Annotated in this window: 17 protein-coding genes and 1 pseudogene; 10 read left to right on the top strand and 8 right to left on the bottom strand. The window is 58.8% G+C overall.

Going from position 1 to position 22,239, the window contains the following annotated elements:
- Nucleotides 1–78: 78 nt before the first annotated feature.
- Nucleotides 79–3,756, top strand: a complete 3,678-nt coding sequence (locus WCA53_RS26405) for a trifunctional serine/threonine-protein kinase/ATP-binding protein/sensor histidine kinase (RefSeq protein WP_423917560.1) — start codon at nucleotides 79–81, stop codon at nucleotides 3,754–3,756.
- Between the two features lie 149 nt (nucleotides 3,757–3,905).
- Here the strand turns inward: WCA53_RS26405 and WCA53_RS26410 are convergent, their stop codons facing one another.
- Together WCA53_RS26410 and WCA53_RS26415 are read right to left on the bottom strand one after the other, a co-directional pair.
- Nucleotides 3,906–4,880: an alpha/beta hydrolase family protein gene (locus tag WCA53_RS26410; protein ID WP_423917503.1), complete on the bottom strand. Its 975-nt coding sequence runs from the start codon at nucleotides 4,878–4,880 to the stop codon at nucleotides 3,906–3,908.
- A gap of 67 nt (nucleotides 4,881–4,947) precedes the next feature.
- Nucleotides 4,948–5,376 (bottom strand): hypothetical protein, encoded by a 429-nt coding sequence (locus WCA53_RS26415; protein ID WP_423917508.1) that lies wholly within the window; start codon nucleotides 5,374–5,376, stop codon nucleotides 4,948–4,950.
- A gap of 968 nt (nucleotides 5,377–6,344) precedes the next feature.
- On the opposite strand from WCA53_RS26415, the gene WCA53_RS26420 reads away from it, so the two are divergent.
- Entirely contained in the window at nucleotides 6,345–7,151 is an 807-nt protein-coding gene (locus tag WCA53_RS26420; protein ID WP_423917511.1) for an FkbM family methyltransferase, read from the top strand.
- A gap of 314 nt (nucleotides 7,152–7,465) precedes the next feature.
- Here the strand turns inward: WCA53_RS26420 and WCA53_RS26425 are convergent, their stop codons facing one another.
- A complete protein-coding gene (locus WCA53_RS26425; protein WP_423917514.1) occupies nucleotides 7,466–8,248 on the bottom strand; it encodes an IclR family transcriptional regulator in 783 nt (260 codons plus the stop codon).
- Between the two features lie 228 nt (nucleotides 8,249–8,476).
- On the opposite strand from WCA53_RS26425, the gene WCA53_RS26430 reads away from it, so the two are divergent.
- The 4 genes and pseudogenes from WCA53_RS26430 to WCA53_RS26445 all read left to right on the top strand — a co-directional run bounded on the left by WCA53_RS26430 (nucleotide 8,477) and on the right by WCA53_RS26445 (nucleotide 11,645).
- Nucleotides 8,477–9,844, top strand: coding sequence for an MFS transporter (locus WCA53_RS26430; RefSeq protein ID WP_423917517.1), 1,368 nt, complete (start codon nucleotides 8,477–8,479; stop codon nucleotides 9,842–9,844).
- A gap of 16 nt (nucleotides 9,845–9,860) precedes the next feature.
- Nucleotides 9,861–10,310 (top strand): type II 3-dehydroquinate dehydratase, encoded by a 450-nt coding sequence (locus WCA53_RS26435; protein ID WP_423917522.1) that lies wholly within the window; start codon nucleotides 9,861–9,863, stop codon nucleotides 10,308–10,310.
- Between the two features lie 207 nt (nucleotides 10,311–10,517).
- Nucleotides 10,518–10,616 (top strand): annotated as a pseudogene (locus tag WCA53_RS26440) (LysR family transcriptional regulator); the annotation flags it as partial.
- A gap of 183 nt (nucleotides 10,617–10,799) precedes the next feature.
- Complete coding sequence (locus tag WCA53_RS26445; protein WP_423917527.1) at nucleotides 10,800–11,645, top strand: class I SAM-dependent methyltransferase; 846 nt, start codon at nucleotides 10,800–10,802, stop codon at nucleotides 11,643–11,645.
- A gap of 73 nt (nucleotides 11,646–11,718) precedes the next feature.
- Here WCA53_RS26445 and WCA53_RS26450 read toward each other — a convergent pair whose 3' ends face one another.
- From WCA53_RS26450 to WCA53_RS26470, 5 genes are all read right to left on the bottom strand, one after another.
- Nucleotides 11,719–12,930 carry a GNAT family N-acetyltransferase gene (locus WCA53_RS26450; RefSeq protein ID WP_423917531.1) on the bottom strand — a complete coding sequence of 404 codons (1,212 nt, stop codon included), beginning with the start codon at nucleotides 12,928–12,930 and terminating at the stop codon, nucleotides 11,719–11,721.
- Nucleotides 12,931–12,999: 69 nt separating this feature from the next.
- Nucleotides 13,000–14,217: a glycosyltransferase family 4 protein gene (locus WCA53_RS26455; RefSeq protein ID WP_423917534.1), complete on the bottom strand. Its 1,218-nt coding sequence runs from the start codon at nucleotides 14,215–14,217 to the stop codon at nucleotides 13,000–13,002.
- Nucleotides 14,214–15,551, bottom strand: coding sequence for a polysaccharide biosynthesis C-terminal domain-containing protein (locus WCA53_RS26460; protein WP_423917537.1), 1,338 nt, complete (start codon nucleotides 15,549–15,551; stop codon nucleotides 14,214–14,216). Before WCA53_RS26460 ends, WCA53_RS26455 begins: the two co-directional genes overlap by 4 nt.
- A 77-nt stretch (nucleotides 15,552–15,628) precedes the next feature.
- On the bottom strand, nucleotides 15,629–16,777 hold the full coding sequence (locus tag WCA53_RS26465; protein ID WP_423917540.1) for an acyltransferase family protein: 1,149 nt from the start codon (nucleotides 16,775–16,777) through the stop codon (nucleotides 15,629–15,631).
- Between the two features lie 122 nt (nucleotides 16,778–16,899).
- The gene (locus WCA53_RS26470; protein WP_423917543.1) at nucleotides 16,900–18,516 is read right to left on the bottom strand and encodes a right-handed parallel beta-helix repeat-containing protein; all 1,617 of its coding nucleotides are present in this window, start codon (nucleotides 18,514–18,516) and stop codon (nucleotides 16,900–16,902) included.
- Between the two features lie 44 nt (nucleotides 18,517–18,560).
- On the opposite strand from WCA53_RS26470, the gene WCA53_RS26475 reads away from it, so the two are divergent.
- From WCA53_RS26475 to WCA53_RS26490, 4 genes are all read left to right on the top strand, one after another.
- Nucleotides 18,561–18,878, top strand: a complete 318-nt coding sequence (locus WCA53_RS26475) for a hypothetical protein (RefSeq protein ID WP_423917548.1) — start codon at nucleotides 18,561–18,563, stop codon at nucleotides 18,876–18,878.
- 398 nt (nucleotides 18,879–19,276) lie between these two features.
- A complete protein-coding gene (locus WCA53_RS26480; RefSeq protein WP_423917551.1) occupies nucleotides 19,277–20,110 on the top strand; it encodes a WecB/TagA/CpsF family glycosyltransferase in 834 nt (277 codons plus the stop codon).
- 271 nt (nucleotides 20,111–20,381) lie between these two features.
- On the top strand, nucleotides 20,382–21,551 hold the full coding sequence (gene epsL, locus WCA53_RS26485; RefSeq protein ID WP_423917555.1) for an XrtB/PEP-CTERM-associated polysaccharide biosynthesis outer membrane protein EpsL: 1,170 nt from the start codon (nucleotides 20,382–20,384) through the stop codon (nucleotides 21,549–21,551).
- A 36-nt stretch (nucleotides 21,552–21,587) separates the two neighbouring features.
- Nucleotides 21,588–22,239, top strand: a 652-nt coding sequence (locus WCA53_RS26490; RefSeq protein ID WP_423917557.1) for a polysaccharide biosynthesis/export family protein, incomplete at its 3' end; no start/stop codon positions are given.

Here is a 22,239-nt window from a genome sequence, read left to right on the forward strand (position 1 = left end):
GAGCATGGAAGTGCCCAGTGGCGCTGGGATCTAGATGCTATTCATACTAAGGGCTATACCGACAATGTCGTGGACCTGATGGTCGCGAAGCTCAACAGGCTTCCGGTTGCGACCCAAAGAGCACTCCAACAGCTTGCCTGCATTGGAAACAGCGCCGAAGCCGCAACACTTTCTGCTGTTCTTGAAAGGTCCGAACAAGAGACCGAAACGGAACTGCGGGAAGCTCTCTACCTGGAGCTGATTGTCCGCGCGGACGAGTCCTATCGGTTTGTGCATGACCGCATACAGGAAGCGGCCTATTCCCTTCTTGCGCACGAGGCGCGCGCCGAGGCTCATCTACGAATTGGGAGACGGCTCAACGCCCACAGTCGGCCCGAAAGGCGTGAGGAGACAATATTCGAGATCGTCAACCAGTTTAACCGCGGAGCCGAACTCATCACTTCGGAAAATGAGCGCTTCCAGTTGGCCGAACTCAACCTTGTCGCCAGCAAGCGAGCTAAGGCTTCTACTGCCTACGCCTCAGCCCTTCATTATTCCATCGCTGGCGCAGCACTTTTGACGAATGACTGTTGGGCGAGCCACCACGATCTTGTCTTCCAGATGGAATTGCAGAAGGCCGAATGCGAGTTCCTGACTGGGGCGGTAGCCATCGCTGCAGAGCGTTTGGAAATACTTCGATCGCGCGCCGCAGGCACCATCGAATCGGCGTCCGCCACATGCTTGGGCATGGATATTTATATGACGCTCGGTCAGGTCGACCTCGCAGTCTCCATTTGCCTCGACTACATGCGCCGTGTCGGCATTGACTGGCCACTTCATCCTACAGAGGAACAAGTACGAGGCGAATACGAGCGAATCTGGCCACAACTCGGGAGTCGCCTGATCGAGGAGATTATTGACTTCCCCCTGATGAGCGACCTTGCGTCTATCGCGACTCTGGATGTTCTGACAAAGGTGTCGATTCCCGCATGGTTCGCGGATAGGAATCTTTATGCCCTGGTCATTTGCCGAGCCGTTAGTCTCAGCATCAAGCAGGGTAACAACGACGGCTCGTGCAGGAGCTACGTTGACTTTAGCATCATAGCGGGGCATAGGTTCGGTGATTACAAGAGTGCATTTCGATTTGCTCAGCTCGGCTACGACCTGATTGAAAGGCGTGGCTTGAAACGCTTCCAGGCGGCTACGTGTCAAACATTTGCATATTGCACCATGCCATGGATGAAACATCTCCTGGCTTGCTGTAGCGTGATGCGTCAGGCGCTCGACGCAGCAACAACGATAGGCGACCTCACATTTGCTGCGTACAGTCATCTCTGTCTGAACAGCCTGCTCATCGCGGCGGGAGGCTCGCTCGACGATCTGCAAAAGGAAGCTGAGGATAGCCTTGCCTTCGCGCAGAAGGCGAAGTTCGGCATCGTCGTTGACATGACGAGTCCCCAGCTCGGGCTCATCCGAACACTCAGGGGCTTGACGACAAAATTCGGCTCCTTTGAGCATGCAAAGTTCGACGAAATAGAGTTCGTGCGTGATCTGGATAGCCACCCAGCGATGGTCCGATCCTGGTACTGGATCCGAAAACTGCAAGCGTTCTTTCATGCAGGCGAGTTTGCTTCAGCTGTTGACGCCTCATTGAAGACCCGGCCGCTGCTTTTGATTTCGCCAAGTTTCGAGGTGGCCGAGTATGAGTTCTACGGCGCGCTCGCCCGTGCAGCGTGCTGCGATCCTGCAACGACAGGCCAACGGGAGGAGCATTTAGATGCTCTCAAAGCCCACTACAAACAACTCGAAATATGGGCTGAACATTGCCCCGAGAACTTCGAGAATCGCTTAGCACTGGTGGGCGCGGAAATTGCCCGCATCGAAGGCCGCGCGCTGGACGCTGAACAGCTTTACGAAGACGCCATCCATTCCGCGCAAGCGAATGGGTTCATCCACAACGAAGCGCTCGCTAACGAGGTCGCCGCGCGCTTCTACGCGGCGCGCGGCTTCGAGACAGTCGCCGACGCCTATCTCCGCCACGCGCGGAATTGTTATGACCGCTGGGGCGCCGACGGCAAGGTAAGACAACTTGACGCGCGCCGTCCGGGGCTGGCTGTGACGGATGCGCGTGGCGGGAGCAGGGCGCCCCCATCACCGGATCAGCCGATCGACGTCGCCGCGTTGGTGAAGGCGTCGCAGACCCTGTCGGGAGAAATGCTCCTGCCGCGCCTGATCGAGCGGCTAATGACGATTGCTTTACAGAATGCGGGAGCCGAGCGGGGGTTGTTGATCCTGATTCCGGACGGTGAGCCGCGAATCGAAGCGGAGGCCTTCACCGGCCGGCGCAAGATCGAGGTTGCGGCTCGCCGCGCGGCGATCACTCCGTCGGATCTGCCTCAATCCGTGCTGCATTACGCGATCCGGACACAGCAGCGCGTGCTCCTCGACGATGCGTCTTCCGACGAGGTCTTTTCACAGGACGAATATGTGCGGCAGAGACGCTCCAAATCCATCCTATGCCTGCCAATCGTCAAGCAAGCGAAATTGGTCGGCGCGCTCTATCTGGAGAACAATCTGACTCCGGGCGCCTTCACGCCGGACCGCGTTGCGGTGCTGCAATTACTGGCGTCGCAAACCGCTATTTCACTGGAGAATGCACACCTCTATTCGGATCTGCAACTCCAGGCCGGACTGCTGCAGCGACTTCCTGTATCCGCCTGGACACTCAGGCCTGACGGGACGCCGGACTTCGTGAATCAATTTTGGCTTGACTACTCCGGTCAGACTCTCGAGTTCGTCCGGTCGGATCCGGAGGCCTGGATGACCGCAGTCCACCCCGAGGACCGCGAAGCGGCATCGAAGGCCTTTTGGGGCGGGGTGCGCTCGGGACAAGGATTCGCAATAGAAACCCGCTCCCTGCGCGCTCAGGACGGAACCTATCACTGGCATCTCCAACAAGCTGTGGTCTTGCGTGATGCTGAAGGAAAGGTTCTGAAATTCGTTGGTACCACTACCGACATTGACGAGCAGAAGCGTGCCGAAGACGCGCTACGTCAAGCGCAAGCCGATCTCGCACGCATTAGCCGGGCGACGACCATGGGCGAGCTCACGGCTTCCCTGGCTCATGAAATCAATCAACCGATTACGGCTGCTATCGCCTACGCAAACGCCTGCTTGCGATGGCTTCATCGCGACAAGCCGGCTCTCGATGAAGCGCGCGCGGCTGCCGCCAATATGGTGCGAGACGGACACCGCGCTGCCCAGATTGTCGGCAGGATTCGCACACAGGTCGAGAAAGGCGCCCCGAGTCGGGAGGTCGTCGAGGTAAGCGAGATTGTGCGGGAAACCGCGGGCCTCCTGCGCGACGAGGCAGCGCGATACGACATATCGGTCCGCATAGAACTGGCAGCCGGTCTCCCCCAGATTGACGGAGACCGCGTGCAATTGCAACAAGTCGCGATGAACCTGATCGTCAACAGCATCGAAGCGATGAAGGATGTTGATGGAATCCGAGAGATGGTCATCAGGTCGCAGCGGGCCGAAAACGGGCAGATTCTTGTGTCTGTCAGTGATACCGGCATGGGCGTTCCGCCGCAGCTCGAGGAACAGATTTTCGATCCGTTCTTTACAACCAAGTCCCACGGCACCGGCATGGGGCTTCGCGTCAGCCGTTCAATCGTCGAGTCGCATGGCGGGCGTTTATGGGTCACCGGCGCGCTTGGGCGTGGCGCGGTCTTTCAGTTCACCCTGCCTGTTGCGGTTGCCGACCGTAATTAATTAACTATCAATCGCTCAGACCGCGCTCACGCGCGCGCAGTCGCGCGTTCGGTTTCAACCCTATTGCGTGCCAGTGGAAATGGCGTCTCCATTTGACGGTCAACGATCTGGTGAGTCGCGGCGCCAGCGCACGCAGGAGAAGAAGTTTGTCACGGCAGCATTGCCCGGAAAAACTGCACCACGTCGGCGTTGAAGTGCTCATGAAACGCCGCACGGTCGAAGTCCGGCAGGCTGTTGCAGATTTCCGGCCGCAGCCGGGAAAGACGCGCATCGCAGGGTGGCAGGAAGTCGTAGTGGCCGGCGTTGGCAATCACGTGATATTCGGGCGCGCGGGGCAAGTCGTCGCGCACCGCCTCGTCATAGTAGGGATGCGGCTGATGACGATCATCGGCAGCGCTCCAGAGCTGGACCGGGGCGCGAACGCCGCTTAGCCCTGCGCGGCCGAACGCAAACCCGAACGAAGGCGCAGCGATGACGGCGGCCCTGATGCGTGGATCGTGGACCCATGCGTCGGCGGGGACCTGCGCGGCGAAATGGAGGTCGACGCCGGCATGCTGCAGGGCCTCACACAGATCTTGATCCGGCTGAGTCTCACAAAACGGGCCGATTTTCGAAAGGTCCGGGATACCGCCTGCGGCCACGAGCACGGTGAAGCCGCCATTGGAAAAGCCAAACGCGCCGACGCGGGCCGCATCCAACTGCCCGTGCCAACGCCACTTGTCGAGCATGTAGTCAACCAGCCGGTGAAGCTGGGCGGGACGGCGCCAGAGCTGCAGGACCCCGCTCTGATCATCGAAAGTGTCACCGGCGTGACTGAGCGCTGCCGCGACGAAACCCGCCTGAGCCAACGCGATAGCCGTGTCGTAATGGCCGCCGTACCAGCCTGCCCCGCCGTGCGACATCACCACGAGTGGCAGGCGATTGCCGGCGATCGGAGCGTCCGGCGCCACAGTCTGGGTGAAATTGGCCAAGGCGTGTGACGTCGCCGGCGCATTAGTCGGATACCAGATGCCGACAGTGAGCGGCGGCTCAGCACCATTCGGTATCTTGACCTCCTCGAAGCCGACATCGGCGGCGAAGACGGGCGCGGCGACCAGAGCTAAAAGGAAAGCGACAATGGCCATCAATCTCACAGTGGTCTCCGTTATTGTCGTCGCTCGAACCGAACGGAACAGGAGGCGTGTACGACCTTCATTTGGGGCTGACCGAGTCGCACGCACTCTGCACGGCGGCGTCATACGCACTGCTCGAATTATCGGCGACGCGGTAACTCACGACCTTTTCATTGCGGATGAAAACCTCGGTGAGCAGGTTGCCAGCAGAGCCGCTGTAACTGTTTTTCGCCTTGACTATGAGGCATACGCGATAACCGAACACAGCAGGCGCACCGAGCACGGCTCGCGTCCATCCCGACGATGGTTCATTCAGATATTGCACCACGGCGCTCGAAGAGTCCTTTAGCGTGGTCTGCTGATAGGCATCGATCAGGGCCTTGTAGTCGTTAGGGTATGTGCCGTAGGTCGGTGCCTCCGGCGTGTTCTTGTCAGGCACATCGGCGCAACCGGTAAGCACGCCTGCGATCAATACCGCTGCACTCGCGGCCCTTAGCTTCGTTTTCATCAATTTACCTACGCGGACGGGTTTTCATTCGGCTTCTTATTTCTTGTCTGTACTTTTTCTGGCGACAGTATAGTCAGAGCGAAGGGGTGAGTGCCACTAATCGAGTCAAGGCATCGCCCGTAACAGCCATCTACCAAACGAAACGACCCCTTAGGGATCTTCCGCCTCAGTTGCAGATTTGCAAACGGCCGTTGGAACTCGGGAGCGCGCGCCCGAAGGGCCGAATTGGGCCGGTCGATTTCTGCCGGACACGGACTGGTAAATGGCGGGCCATTCCGTCGGTTCAACGTCGGTTCGCGTTCGGCCACAACCGTCCATTGACGGATGCTTCGACACAGACGTTCACTCGTCTCTGCAACCTTGATAACAGTCATCGAATAGTTAGGACATTGGACCAAAGTCCAGTGTCCCGCTGCTAATGCCGCGGCGCTCCCTGTCTGGCCACAGTCGAGGGCCGAAGTAGGCGCTGGATCATCTGGGCAACTGACCGCTGACTGATAGTGAATGGTTGCTAAGGGGACTTGCAACTGACCGCTTCGGGGTCGGTTATGCCAATCGCAACCTGGCTAGGTTGAATCTGCGTATACCCATCCCATCGCCTGAGGCAGCACCCGGCTGACAGTGGACGTCTAACTAGCGCTGTCGAATGAACCGAAGCTCGCGCGCCCGCGACGTACGATTACGCTCGTGGGCTGCAACGAAATCCGCTCTAAAAGCAGGCGCTAGAGAATATACGTTGCGATACGGTTTGCGGGTGATGAGCATGTACCGTGTCGTGCGTCTGTGCGGTATCTAACACTGATACCTGTGCGCAGTTCGATATCATCTGCAGGACCGCGCTGCTTTTGATACGCTGGATTTCGGGCTAGGTGCGTGTTAATTTTTCATCGCCCAAGCTTGGCATCCTGAATCGCACAAGCGTATCGTGGGTGGGTACCTTTCTCGGCGGGTCCACCTGGAGGATCAACATGCACGACATCGTAAAGTCCACCCTTAAGGACATGTTACCCCCAGCGCTCATGCGATTGCTGCGACCCAAGAATGAGCCTTCCGATGCTTGGGGAACCGTTAGATATGGTTTGCACGGTTTGCGGCTTCCCGGAGGAAGGCGCTTCATCTATCGGCCTTCGCCGCCGGACCGAATGGTGTGCGCGCAGATTTTCTTTCAACGAGACTATGCGACGGAACATCTCGGCCGGTCGCAAGAGATCGTGGACTTCTACCGGGCCTGCCCCGATCCGATTATCGTCGACGCCGGGGCCAACATCGGGGCCGCTGCGGTCTGGTTTGCGCTCACCTATCCCAAAGCGAAGGTTCTAGCCGTCGAGCCCGACGTATCGAACTACGAACTACTCAAGCGTAACGCGATTTCGTTCCCATCCGTCGTGCCGCTGAACGCGGCCATTGCGGCAACCAGTGGAACCCTTTATCTGAATGATCCGGGAGTAGGCGCCTGGGGATATCGGACGGCAGAGCAGCCCACCGATCGCTCCTACGCCGTTGAGGCAATGACGCTGGAACAGGTGATAGCGAAATCGAGTGGAACGCCATTCATTCTGAAGATTGACATCGAAGGTGCGGAGTCGGATCTCTTTTCACGCCACTCCGAGGAATTGAACAGGTTTCCGCTGGTGATCATTGAACTGCATGATTGGATGCTTCCACGGGAATCGAACAGTCGCAACTTCTTGAAGTGGCATGTTGAAATGGAGCGTGACTTCGTATATTTCAACGAGAACGTTTTTTCCATTTCCAATACGATTCGCCCAATGTGAATTGACGCCGGGTGCCGTAGGCCGTCACGGCGTTATCTGGCGCCCTCGACAACGCAGGCTCGCGATTGTGATACTTGACGATCCCTCACGAGATCTCCGGCTGCCTCTTGTCCACCTGCAGGAGTGGCCCCTCGGAAGCCGCCGTTCACGCGTCACGGGTAGATAACAAGGCCGAGAAAACCGTGTCTGATTACCCATGGCGTGGGGGAATTTGCTCTTACCAGCGCGGCCCGTCAATCATCTGTCAAAGTGCAGGTTCATCTATAGGGCCACGAAAGCTTAAGCAGCCCGCGCATTCGATCGCCCTTTGGACACTAGCGCATCTGACCAAAAAGCGGAGACGCCAGGCTGGCAGCCGCGAGTTCGTTTGCAGCCGCCACAAGCGCAGGACCGAGGGTGGACATGCGCTTCTCCGTCAATCTGACGGCTGGCCCAGCGATGCTGATGACCCCTATCGCGGGGTAACCCCGTCGTTGGACCGGAGCAGCCATCGCCGTCATCCCCGGTGCGAACACCTCGTAGATCGTTGCATAGCCACGGGCGCGAGCGGCATCGACGAAACCCAGCAGCGCCTTTACGGTGGTCGGCGCCTTGGGTCCGTACTGCTTGGGTTGGCCGAATCCCTGGCGCGTCACCAACTCGAGCGCGCGTTCGTCGGTCATCGTCATCATCCAGGCATGGCCGGTCGCGCTGCACGAAAGGACGGTGTCCATCCCCATGTCGGGGTCGTACCGCAACCCCTTCGGCGCGCCCTGCGCCTTGGCGACCCACGTCAGCCTGTCTCCATCGACTATCGCAAGCCGTACCAATTCTCCGGATGTTTCCGCCAGACGGTCGAGCATGGTTTGCGCGATGTCGATGATGCCGGCGGTCGCCAGATAACTAAGCCCCAACCCCACGAGCTTCGTGGTCAGCACATAGTCGCCATGCTCGCGTAGCTGTCGCACATAGCCGCATTGCTTGAGATCGACGAGCAGGCGATGGCAGGCACTGCGAGGGATTTCAAGTTGATCCGAAATCAGCGCGAGCGGCGTTCCTTCCATCTGTGTCGCAAGAAATTCCAGCACCGCCAGTGTTCGTTCGGTCACGCCCGGCATAGAGCCTCCTTTCACTCGATTTTGCATTCATGATTGCACGATGCGGAATGAAATTCCACCTTGGAACACCATCCCACCGGCGCTGTTAATCTGCGCAGTATGCCGTCTCGCGAGATGATTTATCGCACCCATTGCATGAGACGGACGACAAAAGACGCACCACGCACGGCGGACAATTCAAAGTTCGCCGCGACGTGACGCCGACACAGGTTTGGAATCGGAGACAGCATGGATCAGCAATTGCACCTACCCGCGCAGCAGGCGATGCGCACGCGCGCCGTGACTGCGGCAGCCATTGGAACCGCACTCGAATGGTTTGATTTCACCTTATACGGCGCACTAGCCGCCACCGTGTTGCCCAAGCTTTTTTTCCCATCGATGGATCCCACGTCCGCGTTGCTGGCTTCGCTTGCCACGTTCGGTGTCGGCCTCGCGGCGAGACCGCTAGGCGCCATCGTTTGTGGTTACCTTGGCGACAAACTGGGGCGGCGCAACCTGATGCTTGGTACCGTCACTGTCATGGGTGTCTGCTCCATGCTGATGGGCGTGCTGCCAACCTACGCGAGCATCGGTGTATGGGCACCGCTGTTGTTGGTTGTGCTTCGCATCCTGCAAGGTTTCGCGCTGGGTGGCGAATCGACGGGAGCACAGTTGATGGCGATCGAGCACGCAAGTGCCGATCGTCGCGGCAAATACTCCGGCCTTCTCGGATTGTGCTCGCCGCTCAGCCAAATCATGGCTAACGGCGTATTGCTGGCACTTTCGTCGGCGATGTCGGCGCAGGCATTCGACGCGTACGGCTGGCGCATCCCGTTCATCCTGAGTTTTATTCTCGTTATCGTAGGCATTTACATCCGGCTGCGAGTCAGTGAGACGCCTGCGTTCGTCGCGCTCCGTAAGACTGAAGTCGTCCGCGTGGGTAGCCCGCTGCGCGATGCGCTGCGCCTCCACTGGCGAACGGTGCTCCGATGGATGCTGTTCTTCTGCGGTCCGGCGGCAATATTTTATCTGATTGTTGTGTTCTCCTTAAGTTATGTCACGAAAACGCTGGGCGTGCCGAAACAAACGGGCTTCCTGCTGTTGATGGGCGCGAACGTGTGCGCCATTGTCGGCGCGCTCGCCGGCGGCATGCTGAGCGACCGGATCGGCCGCAAGAAAGCGCTTGCGATCGGCTCGATCGCCACCTTGCTCATGCTGTTCGTGTACTTTCAGATTCTCGATACAAAGAGCTTCGTACCCATGCTGGCAGCGATGGGCTTCTTTCTCGGTTTCACCCAATTCCAGAGCGGCATCCAGCCGGTTGCGTTCGCTGAAGCATTCCCAACGAATGTGCGCTACTCGGGCTCGGCGTTGGCCTACACCGGCGCCAATCTGATCGCGGGGGGGCCTATGCCTGTTCTTGCGGTCTGGCTCTTCGCCCTTTGCAATGGCTCGCCGTGGGGCGTCGTCACGGTGTGCGCCGTGTTCAATGCGATTTCCCTAATTGCGATCCTCACCGCGCCCGAAACGCTGGGTATTGACATGAACCGGGTCGACGCTGCCGGAGAAGTCATGGGTTCATCGGTGCACGCGTCCACGCGATCCTCTCCTCACTGAAACGCAGGCAATGCAGATGAAACCCCTTGTTTATGTCCTGAACGGTTCGAACCTGAACATGCTTGGCAAGCGAGAGCCGCACCTGTACGGTACGACGACCTTGGCCCAGGTGAAAGACCGTACCGAGGCTCTCGCGGCCGAGCTCGGTCTCGAATGCGACTTCCGTCAAACGAACCACGAAGGAGTGATGGTCGACTGGCTGCAGGAAGCCTTTGAAAAGAATGCGGCCGTCGTCATCAATCCAGCGGGGTTCTCGTTTGCATCGATACCGGTGCTGGATGCAGTCAAGCTGATCAGCCAGCCGGTGATCGAGGTGCACATCACCAACATCCATCAGCGAGACGAACAGTATCGACATTCGTTAATCTCGCTGGCGGCACGCGGCGTGATATGCGGACTGGGTGTTGACGGGTACTTGCTTGCTGTTCGAGCGGTCGCAGGAACCATCCAGCGCGTACAAACGTGAAGGGGCGTATCCATCCGGCGATCAGCGAGTTGCTCCAGACGCTTTCTCGACGGTCTTGGGCGTGTGAGGTGAAAGTTGACGTGAGGTCGAGCCATGCGACTTCAATCGGGTAATCTGTTCAGCTTCGAAGCGAAGCGCGGCGGCGAGAGCGGCATCGACACGCTCATCACGGGGCAGCGCCTGAACGTGGAGCGGATCGCGTCTATGGTCAGGCAGGCGGCGGTCGCAGGTCTTGGCATCGCTTTCCTGTTTGACCTCATCGCGAAGCGGGATATCGAGGCTGGGCGTCTTGTTCCATTGCTCGACCAGTTAGGCGCGAACGCGCGGCAATAGCAGATCGACCGCTATCGAGCACGCCGGCGACGTTCGAAAATCTAGCGGTGTCCGCATCGTGCGGACGTTTGGCGATTGCGTGGTGGTGCGCATGCGCATAATGAAGGCGGCGCTCATCTCGCGCGCCACCCTCACTGATGTGGACGGACACAACCCATGATGAAAGCGAAGGCGCCCTGGTCGATAAGCGAGATCAAACGAAAGGTTAAACCGGCATTAGTCGCGGCCGTCGCCAATCTTCCAGACAGCGTGCAGGATGCCATGTTCGACCCAAGGGTCCGGCGGGTGGTCGATCGAATTCCATTATTACGGGCCGTCTATACAGGCTGTTTTCGGGCACATCCGATCGACCAGCAACTCGGGACGGACACGAGCGGCATAATTGTCGTCGATCGGCGCGACGAATTCGAAGCGCGCGGCAGCGAGCATTTTCCCTACATGGGCTCGCAGCCCAGCATCGTGCGACGCGCGTTGCAGGTGCTCGGAGATCTCCGCGGCTACACGTTTATCGATATCGGTTGCGGGAAGGGCCGGCCACTGATTGTCGCTACCGAGTTTCCGTTCGAGGCTATTCTCGGCTACGACATCAGCGCGCCGCTGGTCGCAATAGCAAATCGGAACGCCGAAATTTTGGCGCGTCGCTTTCCCGACAGGAAACCGATCCGCGTGATCGAGGCCGACGCCATTGACGTGAGCCTGTTCCCTCCCAGGCTCGTCATCTTTCTGTTCAACCCGTTCGGCGCAGCGCCGCTTTCAGCGTTGTTGCGCCGTATCGAAACTGGGCTCGCTCAGCGCGAGATCGAACATCTTTTCATCGTCTACAATCTGCCGAACTGTGCCGACGTGCTCGACGCATCGCCTGCCCTCGCCCGTTGCTTCGAGCGAACCTTTCGCTACGATCGTGCTGAACTCGGCTACGGCAGCGAAGACGAGCAACTCGTCGTAATCTGGCAAAGCGTGCAGGGCTACCGGAACCTCGCTCAGGGTGGCCTGGCTCCTTGAGAATTTTCGGCGTCCTGAACGATTGGGATGTGAAGCGATTGCGTTCGGTCCGTATGCTGATCGTTGCTGGATTCTAGATGGTCGGCATGAACGGACCTCGGCGCTGCGCCAGCATCGTGCGGCGGAATGCGCGCGCCACCGAACAGACGACCGTCGAGCGTTCAACGGCGAGACGTTGCCTGAGGGACGCATTGAAACCCGTCAGGAAACGAAAGGTGGCGGGGCTGGGTATGCCGTCGAAATCGAATGTCAGTCCGCACCGCATCGCGTCTTCAATTGCCGCCCACACGAGCAGACTGATCGACCCGCTATGCGAGTCGGGCAGCCGCGACGACAGCAGAAAATAGGCCGAAAAGCGATCGCAGGCGATGGCTATCGCGGCCACAAGTTGGCCGTCGGGCGCGTAGGCGCCGAGCAGATAGCCCGACTGGCGCTCGACGAATGCAGTGACGAGACGCTGCATGACATCTGTCCCATAAACGTTCGAACGGCCGCGCCTGGTGAGATTGGATTCGTAGAATCGGCCGAATTCATCGGGCGTTTCGATGGGCTTGACGCGAAAACACTTCTGAGCAGTGCGAATGAGGTTGCGCGTCTTCCCGCGCAGGCCTTTCCAGATCTCATCGATGTTACCGTCGCCGTCGAACTGAAACGTATAGCGTGTCGTGATCGTATAGCCGCTCAGGCCGAATGCCAGCCCGTCTACCGTGCGAGGATCGCAGATCTGGTAGAAACTGTCCAGGGCGGGAAGCTGCTCGATCAGCTCGCTTGTGATTTCGAGGCGGTGAATCAGCGTCTTATGAGGATCGCCGTCGACCGGTTTGAGCGCCGGTCCTAACGTCCTCGTGAGCGGTGGCATATCCGACAGCCGGAATATGCCGCGGCGCCTGAGCCAATACGGCAGCTCACCGACGATTTCGCCGCCGCGGGCGACTTTCGCCATCTGCCAGTTTCCGTCTGTTGCAATGTCTAGCCACCATGGTTCGTGAAAAACCGATCGCGCGCACGACGTCACGGCACCGGCGGCCAGCGTTTGAGCGCGAACCTCAAGTGGCTCGCGGGGAGCCACCGAAATTGCACTGTTCTGCATCGTCCTGACCGAAGGTCGACGTTGCCCGCCATCATACGTGTCGCTGGCCGATGCTTCCGTGGGCGGACGCATCCGGGCGCGATCGTCGGTGACAACGGAACGCATTCCTGATCCCGCCGAAGCGGCCTTGTCGAGAACAGCGTGCTGCCGAATTCGAACGACGCCGGGTGCCGATGAAATATTGCCCTTGTTCATGCTTTCCCCTGAATGCATGAAACCAACAGTCTTACTGAAGTTTTGTCATTTGGCTGCCTCTGCATGCGTCTATCTGCCCAGATCCGTGCCCGCAATTGCATCATGATAGATTGACGTCAAACGTTCCAGATTGCGATGCGGCGTGTACTTCTGCTCATACTCGGCGCGTGCATTCGCGCCCATCTTGCGCATCGATTCGGGGTGCTGCTGGGCCCACGCTATCTTTTCGGCGAGATCTCCCGCGTTGCCCTGTTCGACCAGCAAGCCGGTACGCCCGTCTTCGATCAGCTCCGCCAGCGCGCCCGAGCGGCTAGCTATCACTGGCAGCCTGCAAGCGAGTGCTTCGAGCACGGTCAGCGGCATAACCTCATGCCACACGCTGGGTACGATCAGGAAAGAAGCACGGCGCATAGCGTCGAGTACGTCGGATTTGCCGAGCGGTCCCAGCGCGCGAAGGTGGGGACGTCCTGTCACCTCGGCCCGCATGGGGCCATCGCCAATCAGGTCGATCGACGTTTGCGGTAATCGTGACAGCGCATCGATTAGTACGCCAATGCCTTTCTCACGCGACAGCCGGCCGACGAAGAGTCCGCCTTCGCGGCTGCCTTCATCGATGTCGTCGATCGTGACGAAATTCGGTTTGATCGAGATCCGATCCGCGGGGAACCCGCCTTCGATGAACTTGCTGCGGGAGAACTGGTTCAGTGCGATGTAGCGAGTGACCTTGTGCGTATAACTGCCGACCATGCGGTGCCCGGTCAGCATGGCCGCGACTACAGCTGTCTGGGTTATGGAATTGCGGTAGCAGCGCCGGACAACGCCGCGCCAGGGCAGCTTGCCGAGACAATCCTCGCAGATGCGGTCCTCGCGCAGAAACATGGCCTGCGGACAAAGCAGGCGGAAATTGTGCAGCGTCTGGACGACCGGAACGCGCCCGCGCGCGGCTTCCCAATAGAGCGACGGAGACAGCAGCGGAAAACTGTTGTGAACGTGAATGACATCGGGACTGAAGTCCTGAATGCGGCTGCGCAGAACCGCCGTCGTCCGGGAAGACCACAGCGTCTCGCGGGCGGCTGTCAGCTTACTCATCTGTTCGATCTCGTCGTTGTCGCGATCTAGCGTCTCGACCTGATGGCCCGCTTCACGCAGCAAGGTGACTTCCGCGTCGCGTACCGCGTCCTCACCGCCTCGCCACTGATACGCGTTATGGGCGACCAATATCCTGAGCGGTCTGCCATGCAGCGCACGCTCGGCAATTTGGCTGTCAAGCGCGATCGATGTGTTCATGCATCGGCTCCGGTGCGGATTGAACATTCCGGCTGAACGCGGATGGGGCTATCGGAGCCGGTCCGCGGCGACATGGTTGTCCCGTGGCCACGGTCTGCCTCCTCAAGCCGCCTGATCCCGCTCCAGACGAAAGCGCCTTGCAGCACGGTTGCGATCGCAACGCTCAGGCACCCGCCGACGGCGGCGCCCGATAGTCCATAGGCATGAATCAGCCAGAGTCCGCCCGTGAACGTGAACGCAGTTGCACCCAGGTTCGACAGGAAATTCGACCGGGCATCCTGCAAGGCGAGCGCATAGGCGCCAAGAACCGTACCGACCAGCGCAAAAAAGATCCCTATTGAGAGCATTCTCAGCACTGGCGCTGCGTCGTTATAGCGGCCCGCGTACATAACTTCGAGAATGGGCGTGGCGAAGACAAGCATGGGCAGGATGAAGACGATACTGACGATAGTTGCGTTCGCAAGGGTCTGCAGCAAGTGCCGGCGGAATCCGGCAGGCCCTTGTTCGTGCAGCAATTTCGCGGCGCGCGTCGGCAAATAGTTGCCCGCGCTCTGCACCGCTATGCCTATCGCGTTCAGTAGGTTGCGGCTCGCGACGAACAATGCGATAGCCGTGGGCCCGAGAGGCTCGATAAGAAACGGATACAACTGTGTGGCGCCCCACATGGCAAGCACGGTCAGGACCAGCCAGCCGCTCGTCGTCGCGTGTTGTGCGACGACCTCCCGGATGCGCGCCATCGTGACTGTGCGGGCTATATCGACGACAGGCAGTCCTGCGATGAACGCGATCAATGAAGTCGCCGCCATGATCAGAAAGACCGTAGAGCCGCTGACCACCGTGAAAAAGCTGATCGAGAACAATATGGCCAGTCGTCCGCCATAGGTGATCAGATCGTTGGCAAATGCACGATCGATCCGTCCGACCGTATACCAGTAGCGCCGCAGCGTTTCCTGCAACATGAAAAAGGCCAGATAGCATGACGCGCCGACGAACAGCCGCAGGTCTGGGAAAAAGCGGACGCACAGCGCGCCAAGAATCGCAATTGAAACGGGAATGATCACGGCATGTGCGCGCAACAACGTCGCGATTCGCGTGCTTAGACCACTCGCGTCCTCACTCGCGCCGAGCAGATTGAGCTGCTGGGTCACGATCGCGCGATGCGCGTTGGCCAGGAAAAGCAAACCCAAAGCTGCAAGGCTGAAGCGGCCAAATTGATCCGCGCTCACCTGGCGGCTCACGAAAAGGAGCGTCAGGAAATTGGTGCCGGACAGGACGCACTGGTCGGCCAACGCCAGCGATCCGGGTTCCTTCAACATCCGCGTCAGATTCTTCATGGTACTCAGGTCATCCGTCCTTCAGCGAGATAAGCAATGTTGCCGACAGCTTGCGGCTGATGCCGCTCGACCCGTCGCTATTCATTTGACAGCGCGCGGCGCACCCAGTCGATGCAACGCAAACGCAGCGCTTCCTTTACCGCGAGTGCGTCGTCACCGATGCGGCCGATCAGCGGGCGCAACCCCTGCATCGGCCGCTCGACGAGCCACCACGATGCCACTGCGAAAGCCAGCGTGCACGTCAGTCCGATCGCAACACTCAGATAGAAATGCCCGAACGAGGGCATCGCCGCGACGACCGCCTGCTGCACTGGAAACCCATAGAGGAAGACGCCATAAGAGTAGTCACCGCTCAGCAGGACACGGGACCGGCGCGGATTCCGGAGGCCGAGGTAGACGGTCACGTAGGTCACGGGCACCGACGCAAACCACGTGCCGGAGGGTACGGTAAGGAGAACGAGCGACAGAGCCGCCGCGCCGGCAAAGAGGAGCGCACTGCTGGCAATCGACTGCCGGAATACATACATGGCGACGCCATCCACAAAGCACAGGAGCAGCAGGTAGCCGCTGAACGACGTGGGCGCGTCGTGTATATGGGTATTGACTGAAAGAAAGTAAGCCGCCGCAATGATGTGCAGCAGAACAAAAAACATCATCAGTTGGCGCGAAGGCCTGCTGACGCCGATCATCGACACCAGGGCGACGAGCACATAGCATTTGACTTCCCGCGGCAGGACCCACAACTGCATGTTGACTACGCCCGCGAACGAGTTCGTCGCGAACACGCCAGGCAATTCCAGGTGAAGCGCGCCGAACAGGTTGAGCAGATATTCATAGACCCGCAGGTCGGTGAAATACATGCCCAGATGAAGCGTGGTGAATATCGGACCAAGAAGGAGCGCGATCAGAAGCACCGCGACAAGCAATGCGGGCACGAGTCTAAGGATTCTCAAGCCGATGAACTCGACGATGCTATTGCATCGATTGAGGCTGCCCGCGATCAAGAACCCGCTCAGCGAAAAGAACATTGGGCCGACAATCGCTATGCACGGGTGGAGCGGTCCTTTCCACATCTGGTCGGCAAAGCCTTGACCGTAGAGGATCGTGGCAGCGTTGAATACCAGTACGAGGAGTGCGAGCGCGATGCGCATATAGTCGAAACCGCTCGCGCGCGACTCCGCAGCTAGCAACCGGTCGCCGAACGTTTGAGCGTCAAGCCTTCCCATGCGGGTCTCCTCTTGTTATATCAACGCACCGTACCGCACCGCGCGACGGGTCGCGGGACAGGAGGCACACCTTTTATCGTCTGTTGGTGCGCCCGCAATGACTTAAAGCGTGCTGCACCTCGTTACTGGATCGGGCCCGGCAGGCCATCGGACGGCTCGCTTGCGGTCGCTCTCATTGTCACTGCGGACTCGCTCGAAACGGGCGCAAGTCGCGCGCGCAGCCTTCTGTACCACGCAAGGTCGGGGATCTGTTCCTGTTTGGTGACCGACGCCAGGAAGCTCGGGTCGATCGCCGCGAGAATGCGCGTTGAACGGCTGTCCTGCCTGGTGTAACGGTTCCAGTCCAGCAGCGACGTTTCGCCGAAAACATTCCAGCCGAGCATCCATTGCACGTCTGGCGAATTGTCGACAAAGACATTGTCGTTCGACGTGTTGTCGGCCAGTTTCAACGGCAATACGAGTGCCGCGCCATTCCAGGCGAGAACATTGGCAAAGACGTGATCGCCGTGCGCCCGGAGGTCGACCGAGTTGGTCGGGTCGACACGCCCTTCGTCGATGATCACGATTCCCTGCAAGCGGTTCGATGCGACAAGATTCCATGCCACTAGCGACGCGGAACTGTGTGGCAAATAGATGCCGCGTTGCCCATTGCCGATCACCACGTTATTAACGATGGTTGCCCCTGAACTGGCTTCATACTGGATGCCGAATCCCGTGTTGTACTCGGCCACGCTGTTTTGTATCCGGTTGGCACGATTGTCCCAGTCGAACCAGATGCCGTCGCCCTGATTGCCAATCGCCGTGAAATGCGCAACAACGGAATCGCGGAGTCCACCGTCGCCGACAAACTTTGCACCACCGGCCTCCCACCATTTGTTGAAGCCGCGCGTGTTGTTAAAACTGGCTGTCGAATGTTCAATCAACGCCCGTCGACCGCGTGCCTTGATGCCTAATTGACCGCAGTGATCGGCGCTCACGTCGCGCATCACGTTGTCGTCGCCATCCAGTTCGATGCCGACGCTGTCCGCCCGACTGACGGAGACATGATCGAGCACGATCCGCTGACCAGACAGCGTCACGAGCGCCGCGCGGCTCTCGACTGACGTATTGCCGTACCTGAATGCCAGGTTCTTTAACGTCACGTCGGCGAGCCCCAGGCCAAAGGCGCTATATGTGCGTGAACTGACTTCTACGACATGTCCCGCGAGTTCACCGGATGGGGGGCGCACATAGAGCCTGTGTGCGGCGGCGTCGAAGATGAAGGTGCCCGGCGCCATGTGCGATGCGTTACCCGCCATGCGGCCGGGCCAGATTCCGCCGGTATCGGCCAGCAATCCCGTCCACTCGCTTTTGATTGCGGTTGGGAAGCCGTCGAATACGGTCCCGCCGATCTGCTGCAATGACACCTGATCCAGAACGACCTGAGCCGGCTCGCTCGGCCAGCTGACATAGAACGAGCCGTTTGCGGCGGCGATCCACCCGTTCACGATGTCACCACCTCGTATCTCCACTGCGCCTTGTCCCTCGATGACGGTACGCTTCGAGTTTGTCCAGTTTCGATTCGGGAAGCGCAGGGTCTCCCGGTACACACCGGGCGAGATGACCAGGTGATCGCCGGGCTCGAGCACGCCCATGGCAGCCGAGATAGTTGAATACACAGCTGCCTGATCCGTCACGGTAACCGTGCCTTGCGGCGTGACCCGCAGTTCCTTTGCATGCACAGGAGAACCAACGGTCACGAGGAAGCCGAAGACGACGGCGCAGGCAGCGGATCGGAATCGCGATGTCAACGCGTGAGCATATCGAGCCCTCGGTTGCCCAGTCAGCCGCTGCATGCGCGCTTCCCCCTACGGTGGTTGAACCGTTCTACGACCGCGGATTGTTCTATCGTTTTTCGGGCAGCCAGAACGTCTTGAAAGCCGCGCAGAATCCTGCTTTAAAGCTGATTAATCGAAAAATGATTATCGCGTCAGCGGACGTCGGTATATCCGACGGAAGCGATCATGCCACGAAAGAAGCAGAAGACACAGTAACTTTGTGGAAATATTTGTCCTTGCTTCTACTGACTTTTATCAGTCGGTTGTTTATCTGGACATACTAAAAGATGACTACGGGTAAATGCTCAGTATGATCGGGACTTGGTTTAGTTTTCTGCCGCCACTTTAATTCCATATGATATGTTTAATAGGTAATAAAACTAGATTATTTTTTGCTTTTTTATTCTGCAAGATTTCTTCTCTACCGCAACTTTCGAGCATAATCGCAACGGTAGAGTACGCCCTGTATGGGTTCCAATGAGTTGGTTGTTCTTGAACGCCTCAAAACCGGATTTCGCCTTTTGCGGAAAGACGGGTGTTGTACTGCACAAGCTAGTATCAAAAAATATTTTACTGGAAAACGTTTGCTTCGATTCTATTGGTCTGGGTATTTGAATTTTAATTAGATCAATACACAAAATACATATTCAAATTCCGTGCGCTCGACCGGATGGAGACCTCTGTGCGTTACATTAGACGAAATCGAAGTGGATCACCGATTCTCGACACATTTGTCGATTCGCTCTCATTGGGCGAGTGTCTGGATATCGCCAGTGGGTGGGCTAACTCTCCCACACCCCGGACAATCTGTTTTTGCAATGTCCATGCGCTTGTCACTGCATCTGTGCGCGCCGATCTGGCCAAAGCGTATGCCGACGCCGATCTGGTCTTGCCGGACGGTGCACCCGTCGCATGGATGCTGCGTCTGCTCGGGCATCGACGCCAGAAGCGGATCAGCGGGCCCGACTTCATGTGGCAATACTGCCAGCGTGCCAATCAGATTGGCGCATCGGTCTATCTGTATGGCAATCGGCAAGCTACGCTCGACACGCTGGCAAGCCGCCTGAAGGGCTCGTTTCCCGAGCTGCAGATCGCCGGCATGATGTCGCCGCCCTACCGGCCGCTGACACAGGAGGAAGACGATGCAATCGTCGAGACGATCAACGCATCCGGTGCGCGGGTCTGTTTCGTGAGTCTTGGATGTCCTAAGCAAGAACTGTGGATAACCGCACATCAAACCCGCGTGCATTCCGTTATGTTGGGTGTCGGCGCGGCTTTCGACTATCACGCTGGCAACGTACGCCGCCCGCCGATGTGGGTGCGCAATTCGGGCTTCGAGTGGCTTTGCCGGCTCTTTCAGGATCCAAAGCGCTTGTGGAAACGTTATCTGCTCGCGAATTCGATCTTCGCCTGGCGTGCGTCTGCGCAGGCGCTCGATCATGCGCTCAATGGTCGTGAATCAGATCGCCGGGCGGGCAGAGTCTCGCAGCCAGATACAAGCGAACCGGAGCGTTGAGGCGGCACGTCGATAGATGCGGGGGCCCATGGGGTTGGGCGGATCAGGGGATCGGCAATGCGAGCGCTGGCGCATTGCACCGTGTGACGAGAGGGAGGCAAAGAGGCGCAAGAGCATGGCTGCCCACGGGCTCAGGCAATGACAAAACACGGGTTCAAACGTGAAGCCTAAAAAACGAAATAGCCCGTGCCCGAAGGCGAAAGCCCGGTTGCGAGGTGATAAGGAAACGTACACGGGGCAGTGCGGGCGCGGGGTCCGTGCCGGCCTTACCATGGCCTTGCTTGCCGGCAGCATGCAGGTCGCGTACGGACAACTCAGTGACGTACTCAATGTGACGACGAAGCTGGATATGAAATACGACAGCAATATTTTTGATCTTCCACCGGACGCCGACACGGCCGCGCTGATAGGCAGATCGTCGGGGGGGACGTTCGTCTATACGGAGCAGGCGGACCTGGTGTTCGACAAGACCGTATCGCTGCAGCATTTCAAGGTGGATCTGAGCGCTAGTCATCAATCGTTCCAGGACTTCCACTACCTCGATTTCAGCGCGTTAAATTATGTCGCCGACTGGCAATGGCAGCTCGCGCCACGGCTAAGCGGAACAATCGGCGCGTCGCGTCAGGAGCAACTCGGCGACTACGCGGATTTCCAGGAGTACTCAGTACGCAATCTTGAGACGGCGAACGAAGAGCACTTCACGTTCGACATGATCGGCACCACCCACTGGCATCTGGTCGGCGGTGTGGCCAGGTATTCGCTCGACAATCCGGACGCGTTCACCCAGGTTGGCTCGTTTGTGGAGAACAGCGGCGAACTAGGTGTGAAGTATGTCGCTTCGTCGGGCAACGATCTTTCCTTGGTGTTCCGCGACGCGGTGGGCAACTTTGATCGCGACGCGCAGCTTGACGGGCTGCTGGACAATCACTACACGCTGCGTCGAGTACGACTGGTCGCTGACTACCAGCTGTCGGGCCATACGACGATGCAGGCGCTGGTCGGCTATTCGGACCGGCGCTCGGGTAATTTCGCGCAGCGCGACTTCCAGGGACCCATCGGCAGCGTCAGCCTGGACTGGACGCCGACCGGGAAGACCGAGATGACGCTCTCGTACGTGCACGATCTGATCGACTACGAAGAAGACACGAGCAGCTACTACCTGACCAACATCTTACGTTTCACCCCGGTCTGGCATGCGACGTCCAAACTCAGCGTGAGCGGCGTATTCGAAGCTGGCTACGACAGCTTCAGGCAGCCCATCCAGCCGACCCCTGAATTGCGCGCGGACAAGGTTTTCAACGCGTCGCTGAAACTCGAATACAAGCCGCTTAGAAGCGTCGCGTTGAGCTTGTACGGTCAATGGCGCAAGCGCATTTCGAATACGAGTACCTATGGGTATAGCGGCACGGTAGTTGGCGTGACGGGCAGCTTCACGTTTTGACAAGCTGATGAGAATGCTAGGGAGGTCGAATAGAACATGAAACCATTTGCCAGCTGGAAACAAGCCGCCATCGTCATTGGGATTGCACTGCCGCTCCTTGCCGGCGCTGCGACTGCAACTCCGGGCAGCGCACCCGATGCAGTGGCACCGGGCGTGAGTTCGTCGGAGTTGCCGCAGTCCGACTACCGTCTCGGCGGGGGTGACGCGATACGGATCACCGTCTTTCAGATCCCCGATCTCACACTGGAGACTCGCGTGGGCGAAAGCGGTGAGATGAGCTATCCGAACATCGGCAAAGTCAAGATAGGCGGACTGACGCTCGGCGACGCCGCCGATGAAATCGCGAAGCAACTCGACCGGCACGAAATCGCGAAACACCCGCAGGTGAGCATCACGCTGCTGCAAGTACGTGGCAATCAGGTTTCCGTGCTCGGCCAGGTCAACCGGCCGGGGCGCATCCCACTGGAGACGACGAGCATGCGGCTGTCCGATGTGCTGGCCGCGGCGGGTGGCGTGATAAACGCAGCCAATGCGGCGACGGTTGATGGGGCGGGAGGCGACAAGGCGGTGATCTCTGGCGTTCGCGACGACAAACCGTTTCACCGGATAGTTGATCTGCCGTCGCTCCTGACGGGCACTGAGCCGGATGACGACATCATTGTCGCGAACGGCGACACGGTGTACGTGC

Origin of the sequence: Caballeronia sp. (genome assembly GCF_049581465.1) — a bacterium.
In the GTDB taxonomy this organism is placed as follows: domain Bacteria; phylum Pseudomonadota; class Gammaproteobacteria; order Burkholderiales; family Burkholderiaceae; genus Caballeronia.